This is a genomic window from Aggregatibacter kilianii, from assembly GCF_003130255.1.
GTDB lineage: Bacteria > Pseudomonadota > Gammaproteobacteria > Enterobacterales > Pasteurellaceae > Aggregatibacter > Aggregatibacter kilianii.
This window is the reverse complement of record NZ_NRCN01000001.1, coordinates 910,552-927,660: the sequence shown is the minus strand read 5'-3', so window position 1 is coordinate 927,660 and position 17,109 is coordinate 910,552. Positions and strand designations below refer to the sequence as shown.

Genomic DNA, 17,109 nt, shown 5'->3' with positions numbered 1-17,109 from the left:
AACGTCATAAATGAGGTAAATATGCGTATTCATTTCATTAAACATGAATATTTTGAACAGGGTTTTGTGATAGTGTAGGAAACTACAAAGCATCAATTCCGGTATGAGATATACGGGGTAGTCAGTTGAAAAAGGAGACATGTTAAATGAAGAAAGTATCCCAAACTTTAACCGCACTTTTACTCAGCTCAATCATTGTAAGCAGTGTATTTGCAACAGAAAATCATCAAAATGCAGCAAGTGCAGATTATGAACTCGAGAAAGTATTAATTTTTAGTCGTCATGGATTGCGCTCACCGGTGGAAAAAGATCCACAGGAAATGGCAAAATATTCCCCGTACGCGTGGGCAAAATGGGATGTACCATCAGGTTATCTCACGGCAAAAGGTACCGTGCTAGAAACCTATTTCGGACAGTATTTAGGGCAATGGCTTGCGGATAAAAGGTTATTAACAACAGAACGTTGTGCATCGGGCGAAGGCATTTTCGCTTATGCGAATGGTGTGCAACGGACTATTGCAACGGGTCAGGCGATTGTTTCTGGCGCATTTGCGGGCTGTAATGTTCAACTGCAACATCATGGTAAAATTGGTTCAGAAAAAGATCCGATTTTTAACACCCAAGTGCACAATCCAAGTCAAGCCTTGATTGAATCGGCAAAAAATAACGTTGATTTAACCGCTTTACAGCAAAAATTAGCGCCAAATTATGCGCTATTAAGTGAAATCATCGATTACAAAAATTCACCAAACTGCTTACAAAAAGGCGAATGTGATTTAGGTGGAAAAGTTGGTGAATACAGTATTAAAGACGGCAAGTCGGTTAAAATTACTGGTGCTATCAGCACAGGAAAGAAAATAGTTAGTGCATTGTTGCTCGCCCATTATGTAGGCAAACCTGATGCAGAGATCGCCAACGGCCGCGTGGATAGCCAAGAAAAATGGCGTGCAATTAACGAAATTAAAAACGAATATTACCGCACGTTATTTAAAAACAACGAAGCGTTGGCACAAAACGCCTCATATCCGTTGTTAGTATTTATTCAGCAACAGCTAAATAGTAAAAATAAAATTAACTTATTGGTTGGACATGATTCTAATATTGTCGCTCTGCTTGCGGCACTAGGTGTTGAGCCTTATGAGTTAGATGATTCATTAGAAAATATCCCAATTGGCGGCAAGTTGCTATTTGAAGTGTGGAAGCACAAACCAAGTGGCAAATTGAAATTTAAGTTAGATTATGTGTATCAAAGCACTGAACAACTCGTTAAACTAACGCCGTTAAGCCTTGCTACACCACCAAAACAAACGGCATTAACGATCGATGCTTGTACAAAAGATGAAAGTGGTTTCTGTGATTATGAGCAGTTTCAAAAGGTGTTGAGTGAAGGGATTGAGAATGGAAAGAAGTAGCTTTCATGCAACCCTATGAAAAATACTTAAAAGAAAATTCACAAAAACTTCGCAATAATCAAACCGATGCAGAAAATAAACTTTGGCAGCGGATTAATCGGGATCAGTTATTAGGCTTTCGGTTTAATCGACAAAAGCCACTTTTAAGTTATATCGTTGATTTTTATTGTGCGAAAGCAAAGCTGATTATCGAATTAGACGGTAGTCAGCACTATGAGCCCGATCATCAGGAAAAAGACGCATTGCGAGATGCAGAATTAAATTCACTTGGTTTTACGGTGATGCGATTTAGTAATGATGAAGTAATGCGTGAAGTTGAAGCGGTGGTAGAGCAGATTTATTTGTTTTTGGAGAATGTAAGGGCGGATTGAGTGTGAGGTTGAATTAACTTCTGCCACAAACGCTTGAGTTTGAACGTTGCTTTAGCAATGGCACGAAGTACGAGCGAAGCGAGTAAATCTCCCCTACCCCTCTTTGCTAAAGAGGGGGATTTCTTGAGTAAATTGATAGTAGTGGGCTATTTATATTTTAGAATATGAGGGATTGTTGAGTATTAGGTTGGATTAACGTCTGCCACAAACGCTTGCGTTTGAACGTTGCTTTAGCAACGGCACGAAGTGCGAGCGAAGCGAGTAAATCTCCCCTCCCCCTCTTTGCTAAAGAGGGGGAAGTTCTTGAGTAAATTAATATTAACTGGCTATTTATATTTTAATTTCAATATAGATTAAATTATCTGCTTTCAAAAAACATTAAAGTAGAACATAGATATTTAACTCTGCAAAGATCCAATCCCCTCTTTAGCAAAGAGGGGGAGGGGAGATTTGGCAGAAGTGACAACGAAGAAAATAAGGATTTAAACCTACAGAATTTTTAAATAAGAGAAACAAAATGACAACTCAAAACTTCCTAGTAGAAATCGGCACAGAAGAGCTGCCACCAAAAGCTCTCAAAACATTAGCAACCTCTTTTGCGGATAACGTTGAAGCGGAATTAAACCAAGCGGGTTTAACCTTCGACAAAATCGAATGGTTTGCGGCGCCGCGTCGTTTGGCGGTGAAAGTGTTGAACTTGGCGACACAACAACCGAGTAAAGAAATCGAAAAACGAGGGCCTGCAGTGTCTGCAGCCTTTGATGCTGAAGGAAAACCGACGAAAGCAGCTGAAGGCTGGGCGCGTGGTTGTGGTATTACCGTTGAGCAAGCAGAACGCATTGCAACCGATAAAGGCGAATGGCTCGTTCACCGTGCGAAAATTGAAGGTCAACCGACTAAAAACTTGCTTAACGGCATTGTGGCAAATGCGTTGGCGAAATTGCTAATTCCAAAACCAATGCGTTGGGCAGACAAAACCGTGCAATTTATCCGTCCGGTTCACACGGTAACTTTGTTATTGGGCGATGAGTTAATTGAAGGCGAAATTTTAGGTGTGGCAAGTGCGCGCACTATTCGCGGTCACCGTTTCTTAGGTGAAAAAGAATTTGAAATTCAACATGCAGACCAATATCCACAATTATTACGTGAAAAAGGTTCTGTAGTAGCCGATTTCAACGAGCGTAAAGCAGAAATTCTTGCAAAATCTCAAGCAAAAGCGACCGCACTTGGCGGCGTAGCGGACATTGAAGAAAGCTTGCTTGAAGAAGTCACTTCCTTGGTGGAATATCCAAACGTCTTAGCGGCAAAATTTGAAGAACGCTTCTTAGCGGTGCCTGCTGAAGCTTTGGTTTACACCATGAAAGGCGACCAAAAATATTTCCCAATTTATGACAAAGACGGCAAATTATTACCGCACTTTATTTTTGTATCGAACATCAACCCGGAAGATCCAACGGCAATTATCGAAGGGAACGAAAAAGTGGTTCGCCCACGTTTAACCGATGCGGAATTCTTCTTCAAAACCGACTTAAAACAAAAACTGGTTGAGCGTTTACCACGCTTAGAAACCGTGTTGTTCCAACAACAACTTGGTACATTGAAAGATAAAACTGACCGCATTGAGCAACTTGCAGGCGAAATTGCAAAACAAATTGGCGCAGACGAAGCAAAAGCAAAACGTGCAGGTTTACTGTCAAAATGTGACTTGATGACCAACATGGTATTTGAATTCACCGATACGCAAGGTGTAATGGGCATGCACTATGCCCGTCATGACGGTGAGGACGAAGAAGTGGCGGTGGCGTTAAACGAACAATATATGCCACGCTTTGCCGGCGATGAATTACCTAAATCATTGGTTGCAAGTGCGGTCGCATTAGCGGATAAATTTGACACCTTAACGGGGATCTTCGGCATTGGACAAGCACCAAAAGGCAGTGCAGACCCATTTGCATTGCGTCGTGCGGCATTAGGTGCGTTACGTATTATCGTTGAGAAAAACTTACCACTGGATTTAGAAGATTTAGTGAAAAAATCCACCGCACTTTTCGGTGATAAACTCACTAATCAAAACGTGGTTGCCGATGTAGTGGACTTTATGCTTGGTCGTTTCCGTGCATGGTATCAAGATGAAGGCATTGCGGTGGATGTGATTCAATCGGTATTGGCTCGTCGTCCAACTCGCCCGGCTGATTTTGATGCGCGCGTGCGTGCGGTTTCACACTTCCGTACTTTAGATTCAGCAGAAGCGTTAGCGGCAGCCAATAAACGTGTGGCGAATATTTTGGCGAAAGCGGAAGGCGACATTGGCGCAATTGATGTGGCGTTATGCGTTGAGCCGGCAGAACAAGTGCTTGCCCAAAGCGTGTTAAGTTTGGCAAAAGAGGTTCAGCCGTTAATCGCACAAGGCGAATACACGGCAGTGTTGGATAAACTCGCCGGCTTGCGTCAACCGGTGGATAACTTCTTTGACAATGTGATGGTGAATGCGGAGGATGCAAAATTGCGTCAAAACCGCCTAGCCATTTTGAACACGTTGCAAGGGTTATTCTTACAGGTGGCGGATATTTCGTTGTTGCAATAAAAGATAAAAGTGCGGTCACAAAATCATGTGTTTTTTCCACCGCAATTTCCGTATAAAAAAAGTCGAATAGGATTATTCGGCTTTTTCTTTAGATCTTCTATCAAGAAATTATTTATTCTTTCCTTCCAAATACAACCACTCTGCCACTTGTTTGGCGAAGTAAGTCAAAATACCGTCAGCGCCGGCACGTTTGAAGCAAAGTAAAGATTCCATGATACATTCTTTTTCTTTCAACCAGCCGTTTTGAATGGCGGCCATGTGCATGGCGTATTCACCGGAAACTTGGTAGGCAAAGGTTGGTACGCCGAATTGTTGTTTTACGCGATAGACCAAATCTAAATACGGCATACCCGGTTTCACCATCACCATATCGGCACCTTCCTCCAAGTCTAATGCCACTTCTTGTAAGCCTTCGTCGCTGTTGGCCGGATCTAATTGATAGGTCTTTTTATCGCCGCCTTTTAAGTTGCCGGAAGAGCCCACTGCGTCACGGAATGGGCCGTAATAGTGGGAGGCATATTTGGCGGAGTAAGCCATAATGAGGGTGTTGATAAAGCCTTTTTCTTCCAAGGCCTTGCGGATTCTGCCGATGCGGCCGTCCATCATATCGCTTGGTGCCACCACGTCTGCGCCGGCTTCTGCGTGGGACAGGGCTTGTTTGATTAATACCTCGGTGGTGATATCGTTCAGCACATAGCCTTCTTCATCGATAATGCCGTCTTGTCCGTGCACGGTGTAAGGGTCAAGCGCCACATCGGTTAATACACCAAGTTCCGGGTAGGCGGATTTCAGCGCTTTCACTGCGCGTTGCACCAAGCCGTTCGGGTTATAGGCTTCTTCCGCCATTAAGGATTTTTTCGCCTGTTCTACCACAGGAAACAGTGCAATCACCGGTACGCCGTATTTCACCAATAAACCCGCTTCAATTAACAGTTGGTCGATGGTTAAACGTTCTACGTTTGGCATGGAAGGCACGGCTTCACGATGATTTTCGCCTTCAATAATAAATACGGGATAAATCAGATCATCAACAGTCAGTTTATGTTCCGCCATTAAGCGGCGACTAAAATCCTGTTTACGCATACGGCGTAAACGGCGGGTTGGAAAACCGGTAAAAATTTGTTGTGTCATATTATTTCCAAAATTTAATTAGTGATTAGATGTGTTTTTTTCTTCTTGAGTGCTCTCGTCTTCCTCACGCGGGCGGTAAAAGCGTGCGCAGAATACACCCACTTCAAACAACAAACACATCGGAATGGCGAGCAAGGTTTGTGAGAATACATCCGGCGGGGTTAAAAGCATGCCGATAAAGAATGCACCGACAATAATATAAGGACGCTTAGCTCTTAAATCCTCCGGCGTGGTGACACCTGTCCAGCACAGCAGAATGATGGCGACAGGCACTTCAAAGCAGATACCAAAAGCCAAGAAAAGGGTGAGAACAAAATCTAAGTAGCTACTGATGTCGGTGGCGATAGCCACGCCTTCCGGTGCAGTTTTGGTTAAAAAGCCAAACACTAGCGGGAATACCACATAGTAAGCAAAGGCCACGCCTAAATAAAACAACAACGTGCTGGAAAATAACAACGGATAAATCAGGCGTTTTTCATGCTGATATAACGCAGGTGCTACAAATGCCCAGATTTGGTAGAGCAAATAAGGTACGGAAATAAAAATCGCGACAACGCCGGTCAGTTTGATTGGGGTGAAAAACGGCGTGGCGATGTTAGTGGCAATCATGCTCGAACCGTTCGGTAGGTTAGCCGTTAAAGGTGCTGCCACAAAGTTATAAATTTCATTGGAAAAGTAAACGAGTGCCACAAATATCACGGCAACGAAAATAATGCTGCGTAATAAACGGTTGCGCAGTTCTACCAGATGAGTGATGAGGGGTTGAGTGTCGTCAACGCTGGTCATAAATTGTCCTAATTGAGGGTTACGCCCTAGCTTTTATTTGAGGATTGTTCGGTTTTCTCCGAATGGGCATCTTCTGAATTGGCCGGCAAAGGATTATCCGGATCGTATTGATTGATGTAATAAGCCAGTTTTTCATCCAGCTCGATTTCTTCTTGCTCCGCTTGTTCTGCCGGGGAAAGTGCGGTTGAATTACGCGACATTTCTGCGACAGCCAGAGCTTCCGTGTTTTGCTCGGAAAAATCTTCGACATCGAGAATGTCGTAGTTGGCCATCGGGTTGTGGTCATTTGAGCCGGGATGGATGTCGTTGTTTTCATCCGGATTTTCCACCGCACTTTTCATTTTCTTGATTTGATCTTGCAAGGTGGTGTTGCTGTCGCTTGCCTTTTGTTCTAGATCAGCACGTAATTTATCGGCAGAAGCTTTCAACTCTTCAACCGTTTTGCCTAATTCCGGCGATAGGGCTTTGAGATTTAAACTTTCCGCTTTTTTAATGCTTTCTTGTAATTCCTGCAATTTTAATTCTTGTTTCAACTCGTTTTGTACATTCGCAGCCAAACCACGAATGGTACGCACCCAAGACATTACGCTGCGAATTGCCACCGGTAAACGTTGTGGGCCTAGTACCACTAAGCCCACAATGCAAACTAATAGAATTTCGGAAAAACCAATATCAAACACGAATTAAGCCTGTTCTTTGTCTTTGTTTTTTTGTTGTTCCGGCTGCGCGTTTTGTTTTTGTTCTACTTGATTAAAACCCGCATCTTCCGCTTTATTTTCTTCGTTCATTGCTTTTTTGAAGCCTTTTACCGATTCGCCTAAATCTGTGCCTAAAGTACGTAATTTTTTCGTACCGAATAGCAATACAATGATTAAGACTAAAATCGCTAATTGCCAAATGCTAATACCGCCCATAAAAACCTCGTTAATAGATGAAATTTGTAAGTTAAAAACGTGTCTGACTATACCCGTTTTGCCCTCGTTGAACAATAGCTAAGCCTGATTATTTTTGGATTTATTGATTTAGTTCGTATTGTGTAGAAGCCCGTGGTGACACGCGTTAACGCACCAATAGGCCCAACAACCAAATGATAAAACTGAGCGTAAAAAACACCGCACTTAACCACCCCGGCAATTGCTGAAATTGCAACAGGGTGGAAATGAAAACCAATGTGCCGATCAACAGAGCGTAGTATTTGCTTACGGTATGTTGTTTTTTCTGTATTTTACGATTTAATTCAATCAGCTGATGTGCAATAACCCGTTGTTGTTGCAACGCATCCATAACATTTTCCGGTAATTCGGCAAAATGCTCACGCCAGTAAGGCAGTTTTTGTTTGACGGTTTTCAATACGGCTTTCACACCCATTTGTTCATCCAACCAATTTTGTAAAAATGGCTTCGCGGTGTCCCATAAATCGAGCTGCGGATAAAGTTGGCGCCCCAGCCCTTCAATGTAGAGCAGCGTTTTTTGCAACAACACTAATTGTGGCTGCACCTGCATATTAAATTCGCGTGCCACATTAAAGAGATTTAACAACACATGACCGAAAGAAATTTCCGACAGGGGTTTGGCGAAAATCGGTTCGCATACTTCGCGGAATGCCTGTTCAAATTCGTCAATATTGGTGTCAGCGGGCGTCCAACCGGATTCCACGTGCATTTGCGCCACGCGGCGATAATCGCGGTTAAAAAACGCCACGAAACTTTCCGCCAAATAGCGTTTATCGTGATCGTTCATACGTCCCACAATGCCGCAGTCGATGCCGATGTATTGCGGATCCTCAGGGTGTTGCGGATTGACAAAAATATTGCCGGGATGCATGTCGGCATGGAAAAAACTGTCACGAAACACCTGTGTGAAAAACACCTGCACGCCACGCTCCGCCAACAATTTCATATTCGTGCCGTTTTGTTCTAAGGTGGCAACATCGGATACCGGAATGCCGTAAATGCGCTCCATCACAATGACATTTTTATGGCAAAAATCCGAATACATTTGCGGAACGTATAACATCGGGCTGTTTTCAAAATTGGCGCGTAACTGTATAGCGTTAGCCATTTCACGACGCAAATCCAGTTCGTCCCGTAAGGTTTTTTCGTATTCACGCACCACTTCCACCGGGCGCAGGCGGTGGCCTTCCGCCGATAAACGGGGAATCCAACCGGCAAGGCGATACATCAGCGCCAAATCCGCATCAATCACCTGTTGAATATTCGGGCGAATGACCTTCAACACCACTTCTTGCCCCGCCAACGGCTGTGAAGCATTGAATTTTGCCGTGTGTACTTGGGCAATAGAGGCGGATGCCAGGGCGTTCTCGTCAAAGTCATCAAACCAAGTTTCTAATTGACCGCCTAACGCCCATTCAATTTCGGCGCGTGCCAGTTTGCCATCAAAGGGATCTACCTGATCTTGCAATAATGCCAGTTCATCTGCGATTTCCGGCGGGAACAAATCCCGTCGGGTGGAGAGCATTTGCCCCAGCTTAATCCACACAGGCCCAAGTTCCTGCAGAGCCAAACGCAAACGTACACCAAAGGCAAGCCCCTTGTGTTGATTGCGTAGCCAAAATAGCGTTTTACGCCAACAGCGCAACGGGCGGGTGTAACCATTATGTGGCAACACCTCGTCAAGACCATAGACGAGAAAGGTATGAATAATTTTGTACAATCGTTTCAGATTTGCCAAATTCATTTGGATTCCGTTAATTGATTTATTTTTTGTTCTAAAAGTGCGGTCTGTTTTTCCAACGTTTTTACTTCATCGGCAAAGTCCGCAAGGGCTAAGGCGGGAGAAATCAGCTGCCATTCTTCTGTTAGGCGTTCGCCCCAATAGCGTTGGCTTTGGCTCAATTTCTGCCGACCGATAGCGGTAATTTTGCGTAAAAAATTGACCGCACTTTGCGCCGCAATGTCGCCCACATAAGGAGATAACAGTTCGGCAGGATCTTTTTCCAAAAATTCCACCAACGCGGCAAAATCCTGCAATACCTGCAAATCGCCTTCCAAAACAATAGATTTATCATTAATCCATTGGCTGATTTGCGATTTTTTTAATGGCGTAAATAACAACTTCAAACTGACGGTAACGGCGCAATCTGGCGTGGCTTCGTATTGCTGTAATATATCGACGCGGCTTTCAGAAAATAGAAAGAACAGCGTGATATCCATGTTTTTTACGTTAACTTGTAAACTTTTACCTGACAGTTTACGTAAATATGGTGCACAATAGGCGGTTCGACCGATGAGATAATTTAACACCGACTCCAAACCGCTATTGAGTAATTGGGGCAACATCCATTGTTGTTTTAGTCCCGCAATGTCTAAATTCATAGCTTTTCCTTAGAATTTATAACCGCGATGTAACGCCACAATGCCGGCGGTGAGGTTGTAATAGCTGACTTCCTCAAAACCTGCTTGAAGCATCATCTCTTTTAGCGGTTCTTGTGCGGGATGCATACGAATAGATTCCGCCAAATAGCGATAACTTTCGCCGTCATTCACTACCATTTCGCCGATTTTCGGCAGAATATTGAAAGAGTAAAAATTGTAGGCTTTGCTGAGCGGGTCTAAAATCGGCTTGGAAAATTCCAAAACTAACAAGCGACCGCCCGGTTTTAACACGCGATACATGGAGCGCAGGGCTTTGTCTTTATCCGTCACGTTGCGTAAGCCAAAGCTGATAATGACACAATCGAAAGTATTGTCGGGAAACGGCAGAGCTTCCGCATTGGCTTGCACATAATTCACATTGCCTACCACACCGAGATTGCGCAATTTCTCACGCCCTACCTGCAACATGGAGTCGTTAATGTCTGCCAACACCACTTCACCGCTTGGGCCCACTAAACGGGAAAATTTCGCCGTAAAATCCCCTGTACCACCTGCCAAATCCAACACTTTTTGTCCTTTGCGCACACCGCTACAATCAATAGTAAAGCGTTTCCACAGGCGATGAATGCCGAAAGAAAGCAAGTCATTCATTAAATCGTATTTGCCGGCCACCGAATGAAACACATTCGCCACCAGTTTTTGCTTGTCTTCTTTCGCCACGGTTTTGAACCCGAAGTGGGTCGTTTCCTGCTGATCGGCTGGGTTAAAGTGCGGTTGATTTTCAGCGTGTTTTTCTGAAGGTTGTGAATCGGAGATGTGTTCGGTCATGGTCGGCTCGGGTAAGTTAAAAATAAGACCTAGCATAGCAAAAAAAGCGCAAGCTTTCTTGGGGAATTTGGGTAAATAATGGGAATGTTAAAAATTCATTGGATTTATTGGCGTCTTCGGCGCTGTTGGCAAAGCAGACTTTCAAAATCCTTCAGATTTTGTGACCGCACTTTTTATACTTAACTAAAACTTGCCGTGCCGCTTAAAGATTCGATAAGAGGTCTTATTACCTTTTACTTTTAAATAGTTACCCGTATACTTTCTAAACAGTGTAGTCATTTTAGCCGATAAAAAGCAGATATGATGTTGCCTGACTTTTTATTTTTCCAAACATTCTTCATCGCGAGTTGTTAGTTGAATCAAGTAAAAAAATAGAGGAGTTACTATGGAAGATCTGAAATACCTTGTTGCCATTGTGGGGTTGGTAGCAACAATTTATCTATTAATTAAAAAATATGAAACCCGAACCGTGCTGATTGGGATGGGGTTGCTGATGGCAATACTGACGTTAAATCCAATGGGGGCATTGGATGCATTTGCTAAAAGTATGACTACAGGTGGTTTGATTATGGCAATCTGTTCCAGTATGGGGTTTGCCTACGTGATGAAATTCACCAAATGCGATTCTCATTTAGTTCACTTACTGACCAAGCCTATGAGTGGCTTAAAATTTCTGCTCATCCCTATCGCTACCATTTTGACTTTTTTTATTAATATTGCCATTCCTTCGGCGGCCGGTTGTGCCGCTGCCGTGGGCGCAACATTAATACCTGTTTTACGCGGTGCGGGTGTTCGTCCGGCAATGGCGGGGGCAGCAATTTTAGCCGGTACTTTCGGTTCCTTAATGAGCCCGGGTTCATCCCATCCTGCGATGATCAGTGAAATGTCCGGTTTAACCGTGACCGAAATTAACTTTATGCATGCGCCTTACACCATGACCGCCGCCTCAATCGGTGTTGTTATTTTGACGTTGTTGGCGCTTTTTCTGAAAGATTATGGGGAAGAACATCGACAAGCTTATTTAGCCGAACAAAGTACGGCTGAGGGAAAAACGAATGTAAATGTATTGTATGCATTAGCGCCGTTAATTCCGCTGATTATCTTGATTATCGGAGGCACATCTTTGCAAAAAACGGCAGGCTTGGAATGGACAAAAATGGGTGTTCCCCAAGCTATGTTAATTGGTGCAATTTACAGCATTATTGTCACCAGAGTCTCTCCCGTGAAAATCACGGAAGAGTTTTTTAATGGAATGGGAAATTCGTATGCCAATGTGCTCGGTATTATTATTGCCGCCAGTGTTTTTGTGGCGGGTTTAAATGCCACGGGAGCAGTCAATTCCGCCATTGAATTTCTTAAACATTCTAATGAATATGTACGCTGGGGAGCCACTATCGGTCCGTTCTTAATGGGGGTTATTACCGGTTCGGGCGATGCGGCGGCAATAGCCTTTAATACGGCAGTGACTCCGCATGCGGCAGAACTCGGTTATACCCAAGTGAATTTAGGCATGGGCGCCGCGATTGCCGGTGCGTTGGGCAGAACAGCTTCTCCGATTGCCGGCGTAGCTATTGTCTGTGCGGGTTTGACAATGGTCAGTCCGGTAGAAATTGTTAAACGCACCGCACCGGGTATGATTTTCGCTCTCTTATTTCTTGCCTTGTTTATGTTGTAAAACGTTATCAAAAGGGACCGCACTTTTTCTGATTGTTTGTATAAAAGTGCGGTGGGTTTTCAGACTGTTTTTTCTTAATGAAGGAGTTCATCATGATATTGGATTATGCTCAGTTAGTGAAATGGCGTCGTGAGTTCCATCGTTTCCCGGAGGAAGGTTGGACTGAATTTTGGACCACCACCCGTATTGCAGATTATCTTGAAAGCATGGGATTTGAGATTTTATTGGGGAGTCAAATTATTCATCGGGACTTTGTGCGCGGACGCAATAACATTTTGGTAGAAAAGGCACTGGTGCGCGCCATAGAATATGGTGCCAATCAAAAATGGTTGGATAAAATGGAGCAGTACACCGGTTGTGTTGCCCTTCTTGATACAGGACGACCGGGCAAAACCGTGGCATTACGCTTTGATATTGACTGCGTTAATGTAGACGAAAGCAAATCGCCTGATCATCTTCCGAATAAAGAGGGATTCGCATCGTTAAATGAAGGCCTCATGCACGCCTGCGGACACGACAGTCATATTACTATCGGTTTAGGTGTCGCCTTATGGGCTGCACAGAATAAAGATAAACTGAACGGTAAAATTAAAATCGTCTTTCAGCCTGCGGAAGAAGGTGTGCGGGGTGCCGCGGCTATCGCTGCCAGTGGCATAGTAGATGATGCGGATTATTTCCTTAGTTCACATATTGGTTTTTGTGCTGATAGCGGAACCGTTGTTTCTAATCCGCGCAATTTTCTTTCTACGTCAAAAATCGACATTCGCTATCAAGGTAAACCGGCTCATGCCGGTGCTGCGCCCCATCTTGGTCGTAACGCACTTTTGGCTGCAGCGCATGCGGTGACGCAATTACATGGTATCGCCCGCCATGGAGATGGGATGTCCCGTATTAACGTAGGTGTATTACAAGCCGGTGAAGGGCGGAATGTGATTCCAAGTTTTGCCCGACTTCAATTGGAAGTACGCGGTGAAAATAAAGCGATTAATGAGTATATGACCCAACAGGTTATACAAATTGCTAAGGGGATAGCCATCGGTTTTGATGTAGCGTATGAAACGGAAATCACGGGTGAGGCCGTGGATATGGTAAATGATCTTGAATTAGTGAAATTGGTTGAGGAGATTGCGTTACAACAGCCACAGGTACACGAAGTGAAAGATGATTACCCATTCAATGCAAGTGAAGATGCAACGGTGTTAGGTCGTCGAGTACAGGAGCATGGAGGCAAAGCTATTTATTTTATCCTTGGTGCTGATCGTACTGCGGGACATCATCAGGCAGAATTTGATTTTGACGAGAAACAATTACTTACCGGGGTAAATATTTATGTCGGCATGATGCAACGCTTATTAAGCCATTAATTGGTTTATGACATAAACCAAAAAGCGACCTTATCAGGTCGCTTTCTTTTTAAATTCCGGAAGCGGATTCTTTCAACTTCGCAATCGCTTCTTTATTGAATAAATAATGGGTGCCGCAGCATTCGCATTGCATATCGATGCTGCCATTGTGTTCTGCAAGGATTTGTTCGATTTCTTCGTCGGAAATGAGCAATAACGCTGCGCCGGAACGGTCTTGGGAGCAACCGCAATAGAAATGAACTGCTTGTGCCGGGAAGAGTTCGACGATTTCTTCGTGGTATAAGCGATAAAGCAGTTCTTCGGCGGTTAAGCCAAAAATTTCTTCGTCTTTGATCGTGGCAGTTAAGGTTGCCAAATGCTCAAAATCTTCCGGTGAGCCGGAACCATCCGGTACGATTTGTAATAGCATGCCTGCCGCTACCGGTTGGCCTTGGTATTCGCCGGTGCGAATGATAAGTTGGGTTTGTAGTTGTTCGGAGCGGATAAAATACTCTTCCAAACATTCGGTAATGGTCGGTTTATCTAAAGGCACAACTCCTTGATAACGCTCGCCTTCTTGTGGGGCGATGGTTATGACTAAAACACCTTTGCCGATCATTTCATGTAGGCTCATGCCGTCTTGGATATCACCTTGCAGACGGGCAAGGGCGCGTATGCGTTGTTGGTCGTCGCCGTTGACGAGAGCGAGTTTTAACGGGCCATCGCCTTGAATTTGCACGGTAATGTTGCCGTTAAATTTTAAGGTGGCAGTGAGTAGGCTGGTGGCGACCATCATTTCGCCCAATAAATTGCGTACGGCTTGTGGATAATGATGGGTGTTTAACGTGTCGTTGAAGGCCTGGTTCAGGCGAACCCATTCACCGCGCACGGCGCGACCTTTAAAGAGATAACGATAAAGTTGGTCATTGTCTTGTGTGTAATTTGTCATCATGTTGTTCCTAATGAATATTGTTCGCTCAAATATAAGGGCGTTTGCGGCCATTACAAGGCGTGCGGTTAATCTTGCTGTTGATGTTTAAATTTGAGTAAATCGCGACGTTCTTTTTTGTCGGGGCGACGATCGGGATGCGGCATCGAAAGGGCGTTCATTTTACGCGCCATTGCAAGTTTTTCACGATTGGTAAGGCTTTGTTCCGTTTCGCGATAAAGCAACTGGGCTTCAGGTGCGCCACGACGTTGGGCGGATAAGGCTAAAATCACCACTTCTTTTTCCTCGTTGCCTTGGCGTAATTTGAGGGTGGCACCTACTTCCACTATTTTGTTCGGTTTGGTACGTTGCCCGTTGTAATGCACTTTGCCGCCGTCAATCATCTCTTTAGCGAGCGTACGGGTTTTGTAAAAACGCGCCGCCCAGAGCCATTTGTCTAGACGAACCGGGTCTTTTTCTTCAGTGGGTTGATGTTTTGCCATGTATGCCGTTCCGTTAAATCAAAGTGCGGTAGTTTTTTACCGAGAAATGACGGGCGAAGGTTTTATCTGATAATGTGCTGTCGGGGTTTTCTACGCCGATGGTATAAGCGATGCCGAATTGTTTGGCGCTGTCCAACACGGGTTCCGTATCGTCAATAAATAAGGTGCGTTGCGGATCAAACGGCGAGAATTGTTGCAAGCTGTGCCACAGGGATTGCTCCACTTTCGGCGCGTTAAACTGATGGCTGGAAAGCAACAAGTCAAAGTGTGGTGCTAAATCGCAGTGTTTTAATTTTTCTTCTAAACTGAACGGGTGACTGTCGGTCAGCAGAATTAATTTTTTGCGGCGCTCGCGGGCGGCTTGTAAAAACGGATAAACATCCGACCGCACTTTGATGTATTCACGCTGTTGTTGCATCAATTCCCGCAAGGGTAAATTCAGGCTTTCTTCCCAAAAATCAATGCAATACCATTGCATGCTGAATTCCACTTGTTGATAACGATGGTGAATTAGTTCGCGACTTTGTTCCACCGAGAGATTAAATTTTTGTGCATAGGCCTGTGGCACCACGTTTTTCCAAAAACGATGGTCGAAATAAAGATCAATTAGCGTACCGTCTAAGTCCAAAATTACGGTATCAATTGCCTGCCAATTTAATTTTTTTCGATTCATTCGTGCCGTTCCTTTTCTTTGTGCAAATAGTGGGGTATGGTATCGCCATTTTAGACGTTTGTAAAATCAGGAATGTAGTATGAGCGACTTAATAAAACCGCAGCTTTTAAATATAAAAACCATAGCAAAATCAACTATTTTTGAGATTCAATCGGTAGATTTAAAATTCGCCAATGGCGAGTGTCGTACTTATGAACGATTTCGTCCCGGTAAGTACGCGGCAGTGATGGTGGTTGCCATTGATGGTGACGATTTATTGCTGGTACGTGAATATGCCGTAGGGACGGAAAATTATGAACTGGGTTTTGTAAAAGGGAGAATGGATGCGGGCGAAACGCCGGAGCAAAGCGCCAATCGGGAATTGCAGGAAGAAATTGGGTTGGGCGCAAGAAAATGGGTGCATTTACGTACTATTAATACGTCTGTCAGTTTTATGAATAACCCGATGCATATTTTACTTGCCACGGATTTTTATCCGAGCAAATTGGAGGGTGATGAGCCGGAACCCTTGCAATTAGTGCGTTTCCCTGTAGCGAAAATAGACGAATTAATTGCCGACTCCACGTTTAATGAAGCGAGAAATCTGACCGCACTTTATTGCCTCAGAGATTATTTGCAACGAAAAGCGTGAGTTAACAAATAAATCGGTGGTTATATTAATCGGTATTTCCCTGGGGAAATGCCGTAATACGATTTGAAGACTTTGGTAAAGTGGGTGTCTGATTGGTAGCCTACCTCCGAGGCAATCACGCTAATCGGTTTTTTCGTGTTTTTTAGCAACATTCCTGCCATGTTCATTCGCATTATAGTCAGAAATTTACCGGGCAAAATCCCGGTTTTTTGTTTAAACGCACGAATAAAATTGGCGCGGGACATGGCGCAACTTTCTGCTAAGACTTCCATGCTCCAGCTTTCTTCAGGATTGGCTATGATGGCGTTCACGGCATTTTTTAAGCGCTTGTCCTGTAATGCGCCGAGAATGCCTTGATTAACCTGATGGTGTTGAAGGTAATCTCTGATCAAATAAGTGAAAAGAATGTTGCATAAAGCATCGACGACAACTTCATTGCCGAGGTTATCTTCTGTTTCTTTGCGCAATAACTTCAGTAAGGCCATGATGGAGTCGTTATTTCCGGCAAGATGCCAGTGCGGTAAATTAAACAGTAAACTTTGCGCAACGTTTAAATAACGGAAATAACCGCAAAACATTTCAAAATCACCGGATTCGTTTGAACTATTGCGATGCAATGTGAAAACACCTTGTGTGGTTTCTGTAATTTGTGTTTCTGTGTCGGCACCATGATAAATAATATGTTCTTCTCCGTAGGGCAGGAAGACGACATCGCCCGGTTTGAGATGGTAGGTTTGATCTTTCAGCCGAATTTGACATGTACCTTGTGACACAATATGAAATCTGCCGATTAAATTCGGTTCCTGTTTATGATGGATTAGCCAGTCACCTTGAAAACGACAGAGGATATTGATTTTTCCCTCAATACCTGACTGTCGGACAAGCTGATCTAAATAATCCATGTTCTAT

Annotated in this window: 17 protein-coding genes; 6 read left to right on the top strand and 11 right to left on the bottom strand. The window is 44.0% G+C overall.

Features of this window, described 5'->3' with window-relative positions; all coding sequences use genetic code 11:
• The first annotated feature begins 146 nt into the window (after window positions 1-146).
• The 3 genes from DK428_RS04230 to glyS all read left to right on the top strand — a co-directional run bounded on the left by DK428_RS04230 (window position 147) and on the right by glyS (window position 4,367).
• Window positions 147-1,412, top strand: a complete 1,266-nt coding sequence (locus DK428_RS04230; protein WP_109064969.1) for a histidine-type phosphatase — start codon at window positions 147-149, stop codon at window positions 1,410-1,412.
• A 5-nt stretch (window positions 1,413-1,417) separates the two neighbouring features.
• Window positions 1,418-1,783, top strand: a complete 366-nt coding sequence (locus tag DK428_RS04225; RefSeq protein WP_109064970.1) for an endonuclease domain-containing protein — start codon at window positions 1,418-1,420, stop codon at window positions 1,781-1,783.
• A 517-nt stretch (window positions 1,784-2,300) separates the two neighbouring features.
• A complete protein-coding gene (gene glyS, locus DK428_RS04220; protein ID WP_109064971.1) occupies window positions 2,301-4,367 on the top strand; it encodes a glycine--tRNA ligase subunit beta in 2,067 nt (688 codons plus the stop codon).
• 108 nt (window positions 4,368-4,475) lie between these two features.
• On the opposite strand, the gene hemB is transcribed toward glyS, so the two are convergent.
• From hemB to ubiE, 7 genes are all read right to left on the bottom strand, one after another.
• Window positions 4,476-5,498, bottom strand: coding sequence for a porphobilinogen synthase (hemB, locus tag DK428_RS04215; protein WP_109064972.1), 1,023 nt, complete (start codon window positions 5,496-5,498; stop codon window positions 4,476-4,478).
• Window positions 5,499-5,516: 18 nt separating this feature from the next.
• Window positions 5,517-6,284, bottom strand: a complete 768-nt coding sequence (gene tatC, locus DK428_RS04210) for a Sec-independent protein translocase subunit TatC (protein ID WP_109064973.1) — start codon at window positions 6,282-6,284, stop codon at window positions 5,517-5,519.
• A gap of 26 nt (window positions 6,285-6,310) precedes the next feature.
• Entirely contained in the window at window positions 6,311-6,964 is a 654-nt protein-coding gene (gene tatB / locus DK428_RS04205; protein WP_109064974.1) for a Sec-independent protein translocase protein TatB, read from the bottom strand.
• Window positions 6,965-6,967: 3 nt separating this feature from the next.
• On the bottom strand, window positions 6,968-7,198 hold the full coding sequence (tatA, locus tag DK428_RS04200; RefSeq protein WP_005702504.1) for a Sec-independent protein translocase subunit TatA: 231 nt from the start codon (window positions 7,196-7,198) through the stop codon (window positions 6,968-6,970).
• A 145-nt stretch (window positions 7,199-7,343) separates the two neighbouring features.
• Window positions 7,344-8,981 carry a ubiquinone biosynthesis regulatory protein kinase UbiB gene (gene ubiB, locus DK428_RS04195; RefSeq protein ID WP_109064975.1) on the bottom strand — a complete coding sequence of 546 codons (1,638 nt, stop codon included), beginning with the start codon at window positions 8,979-8,981 and terminating at the stop codon, window positions 7,344-7,346.
• Window positions 8,978-9,619 carry a ubiquinone biosynthesis accessory factor UbiJ gene (locus DK428_RS04190; protein WP_109064976.1) on the bottom strand — a complete coding sequence of 214 codons (642 nt, stop codon included), beginning with the start codon at window positions 9,617-9,619 and terminating at the stop codon, window positions 8,978-8,980. Before DK428_RS04190 ends, ubiB begins: the two co-directional genes overlap by 4 nt.
• 9 nt (window positions 9,620-9,628) lie before the next feature.
• Window positions 9,629-10,447, bottom strand: a complete 819-nt coding sequence (gene ubiE, locus DK428_RS04185) for a bifunctional demethylmenaquinone methyltransferase/2-methoxy-6-polyprenyl-1,4-benzoquinol methylase UbiE (protein ID WP_109064977.1) — start codon at window positions 10,445-10,447, stop codon at window positions 9,629-9,631.
• A gap of 385 nt (window positions 10,448-10,832) precedes the next feature.
• Between ubiE and dcuC the strand changes: the two genes are divergently transcribed.
• Entirely contained in the window at window positions 10,833-12,122 is a 1,290-nt protein-coding gene (dcuC, locus tag DK428_RS04180; protein ID WP_109064978.1) for a C4-dicarboxylate transporter DcuC, read from the top strand.
• A gap of 92 nt (window positions 12,123-12,214) precedes the next feature.
• Entirely contained in the window at window positions 12,215-13,486 is a 1,272-nt protein-coding gene (locus tag DK428_RS04175) for a M20 family metallo-hydrolase (protein ID WP_109064979.1), read from the top strand.
• Window positions 13,487-13,535: 49 nt separating this feature from the next.
• Here the strand turns inward: DK428_RS04175 and hslO are convergent, their stop codons facing one another.
• The 3 genes from hslO to yrfG form a co-directional block, all read right to left on the bottom strand.
• Window positions 13,536-14,414 (bottom strand): Hsp33 family molecular chaperone HslO, encoded by an 879-nt coding sequence (gene hslO / locus DK428_RS04170; protein ID WP_109064980.1) that lies wholly within the window; start codon window positions 14,412-14,414, stop codon window positions 13,536-13,538.
• A gap of 68 nt (window positions 14,415-14,482) precedes the next feature.
• Window positions 14,483-14,896, bottom strand: coding sequence for a ribosome-associated heat shock protein Hsp15 (hslR, locus tag DK428_RS04165; protein ID WP_005702511.1), 414 nt, complete (start codon window positions 14,894-14,896; stop codon window positions 14,483-14,485).
• A gap of 13 nt (window positions 14,897-14,909) precedes the next feature.
• The gene (yrfG, locus tag DK428_RS04160; RefSeq protein WP_083016052.1) at window positions 14,910-15,569 is read right to left on the bottom strand and encodes a GMP/IMP nucleotidase; all 660 of its coding nucleotides are present in this window, start codon (window positions 15,567-15,569) and stop codon (window positions 14,910-14,912) included.
• 79 nt (window positions 15,570-15,648) lie between these two features.
• Here yrfG and nudE point away from each other — a divergent pair, with 79 nt between their 5' ends.
• Window positions 15,649-16,200, top strand: coding sequence for an ADP compounds hydrolase NudE (nudE, locus tag DK428_RS04155; RefSeq protein WP_109064981.1), 552 nt, complete (start codon window positions 15,649-15,651; stop codon window positions 16,198-16,200).
• A gap of 20 nt (window positions 16,201-16,220) precedes the next feature.
• On the opposite strand, the gene DK428_RS04150 is transcribed toward nudE, so the two are convergent.
• Window positions 16,221-17,102, bottom strand: coding sequence for a cupin domain-containing protein (locus DK428_RS04150; RefSeq protein ID WP_109064982.1), 882 nt, complete (start codon window positions 17,100-17,102; stop codon window positions 16,221-16,223).
• Between the last annotated feature and the right edge of the window lie 7 nt (window positions 17,103-17,109).

Excerpts from the sequence above, each read along its gene's own strand:
- DK428_RS04150 (WP_109064982.1), bottom strand. The coding sequence starts at position 17,102 with ATGGATTATTTAGATCAGCTTGTCCGACAGTCAGGTATTGAGGGAAAA.
- nudE (WP_109064981.1), top strand. The coding sequence starts at position 15,649 with ATGAGCGACTTAATAAAACCGCAGCTTTTAAATATAAAAACCATAGCA.
- hslO (WP_109064980.1), bottom strand. The coding sequence starts at position 14,414 with ATGACAAATTACACACAAGACAATGACCAACTTTATCGTTATCTCTTT.
- glyS (WP_109064971.1), top strand. The coding sequence starts at position 2,301 with ATGACAACTCAAAACTTCCTAGTAGAAATCGGCACAGAAGAGCTGCCA.
- ubiB (WP_109064975.1), bottom strand. The coding sequence starts at position 8,981 with ATGAATTTGGCAAATCTGAAACGATTGTACAAAATTATTCATACCTTT.
- tatA (WP_005702504.1), bottom strand. The coding sequence starts at position 7,198 with ATGGGCGGTATTAGCATTTGGCAATTAGCGATTTTAGTCTTAATCATT.
- DK428_RS04190 (WP_109064976.1), bottom strand. The coding sequence starts at position 9,619 with ATGAATTTAGACATTGCGGGACTAAAACAACAATGGATGTTGCCCCAA.
- ubiE (WP_109064977.1), bottom strand. The coding sequence starts at position 10,447 with ATGACCGAACACATCTCCGATTCACAACCTTCAGAAAAACACGCTGAA.
- dcuC (WP_109064978.1), top strand. The coding sequence starts at position 10,833 with ATGGAAGATCTGAAATACCTTGTTGCCATTGTGGGGTTGGTAGCAACA.
- hslR (WP_005702511.1), bottom strand. The coding sequence starts at position 14,896 with ATGGCAAAACATCAACCCACTGAAGAAAAAGACCCGGTTCGTCTAGAC.
- tatC (WP_109064973.1), bottom strand. The coding sequence starts at position 6,284 with ATGACCAGCGTTGACGACACTCAACCCCTCATCACTCATCTGGTAGAA.
- DK428_RS04230 (WP_109064969.1), top strand. The coding sequence starts at position 147 with ATGAAGAAAGTATCCCAAACTTTAACCGCACTTTTACTCAGCTCAATC.
- DK428_RS04225 (WP_109064970.1), top strand. The coding sequence starts at position 1,418 with ATGCAACCCTATGAAAAATACTTAAAAGAAAATTCACAAAAACTTCGC.
- DK428_RS04175 (WP_109064979.1), top strand. The coding sequence starts at position 12,215 with ATGATATTGGATTATGCTCAGTTAGTGAAATGGCGTCGTGAGTTCCAT.
- yrfG (WP_083016052.1), bottom strand. The coding sequence starts at position 15,569 with ATGAATCGAAAAAAATTAAATTGGCAGGCAATTGATACCGTAATTTTG.
- hemB (WP_109064972.1), bottom strand. The coding sequence starts at position 5,498 with ATGACACAACAAATTTTTACCGGTTTTCCAACCCGCCGTTTACGCCGT.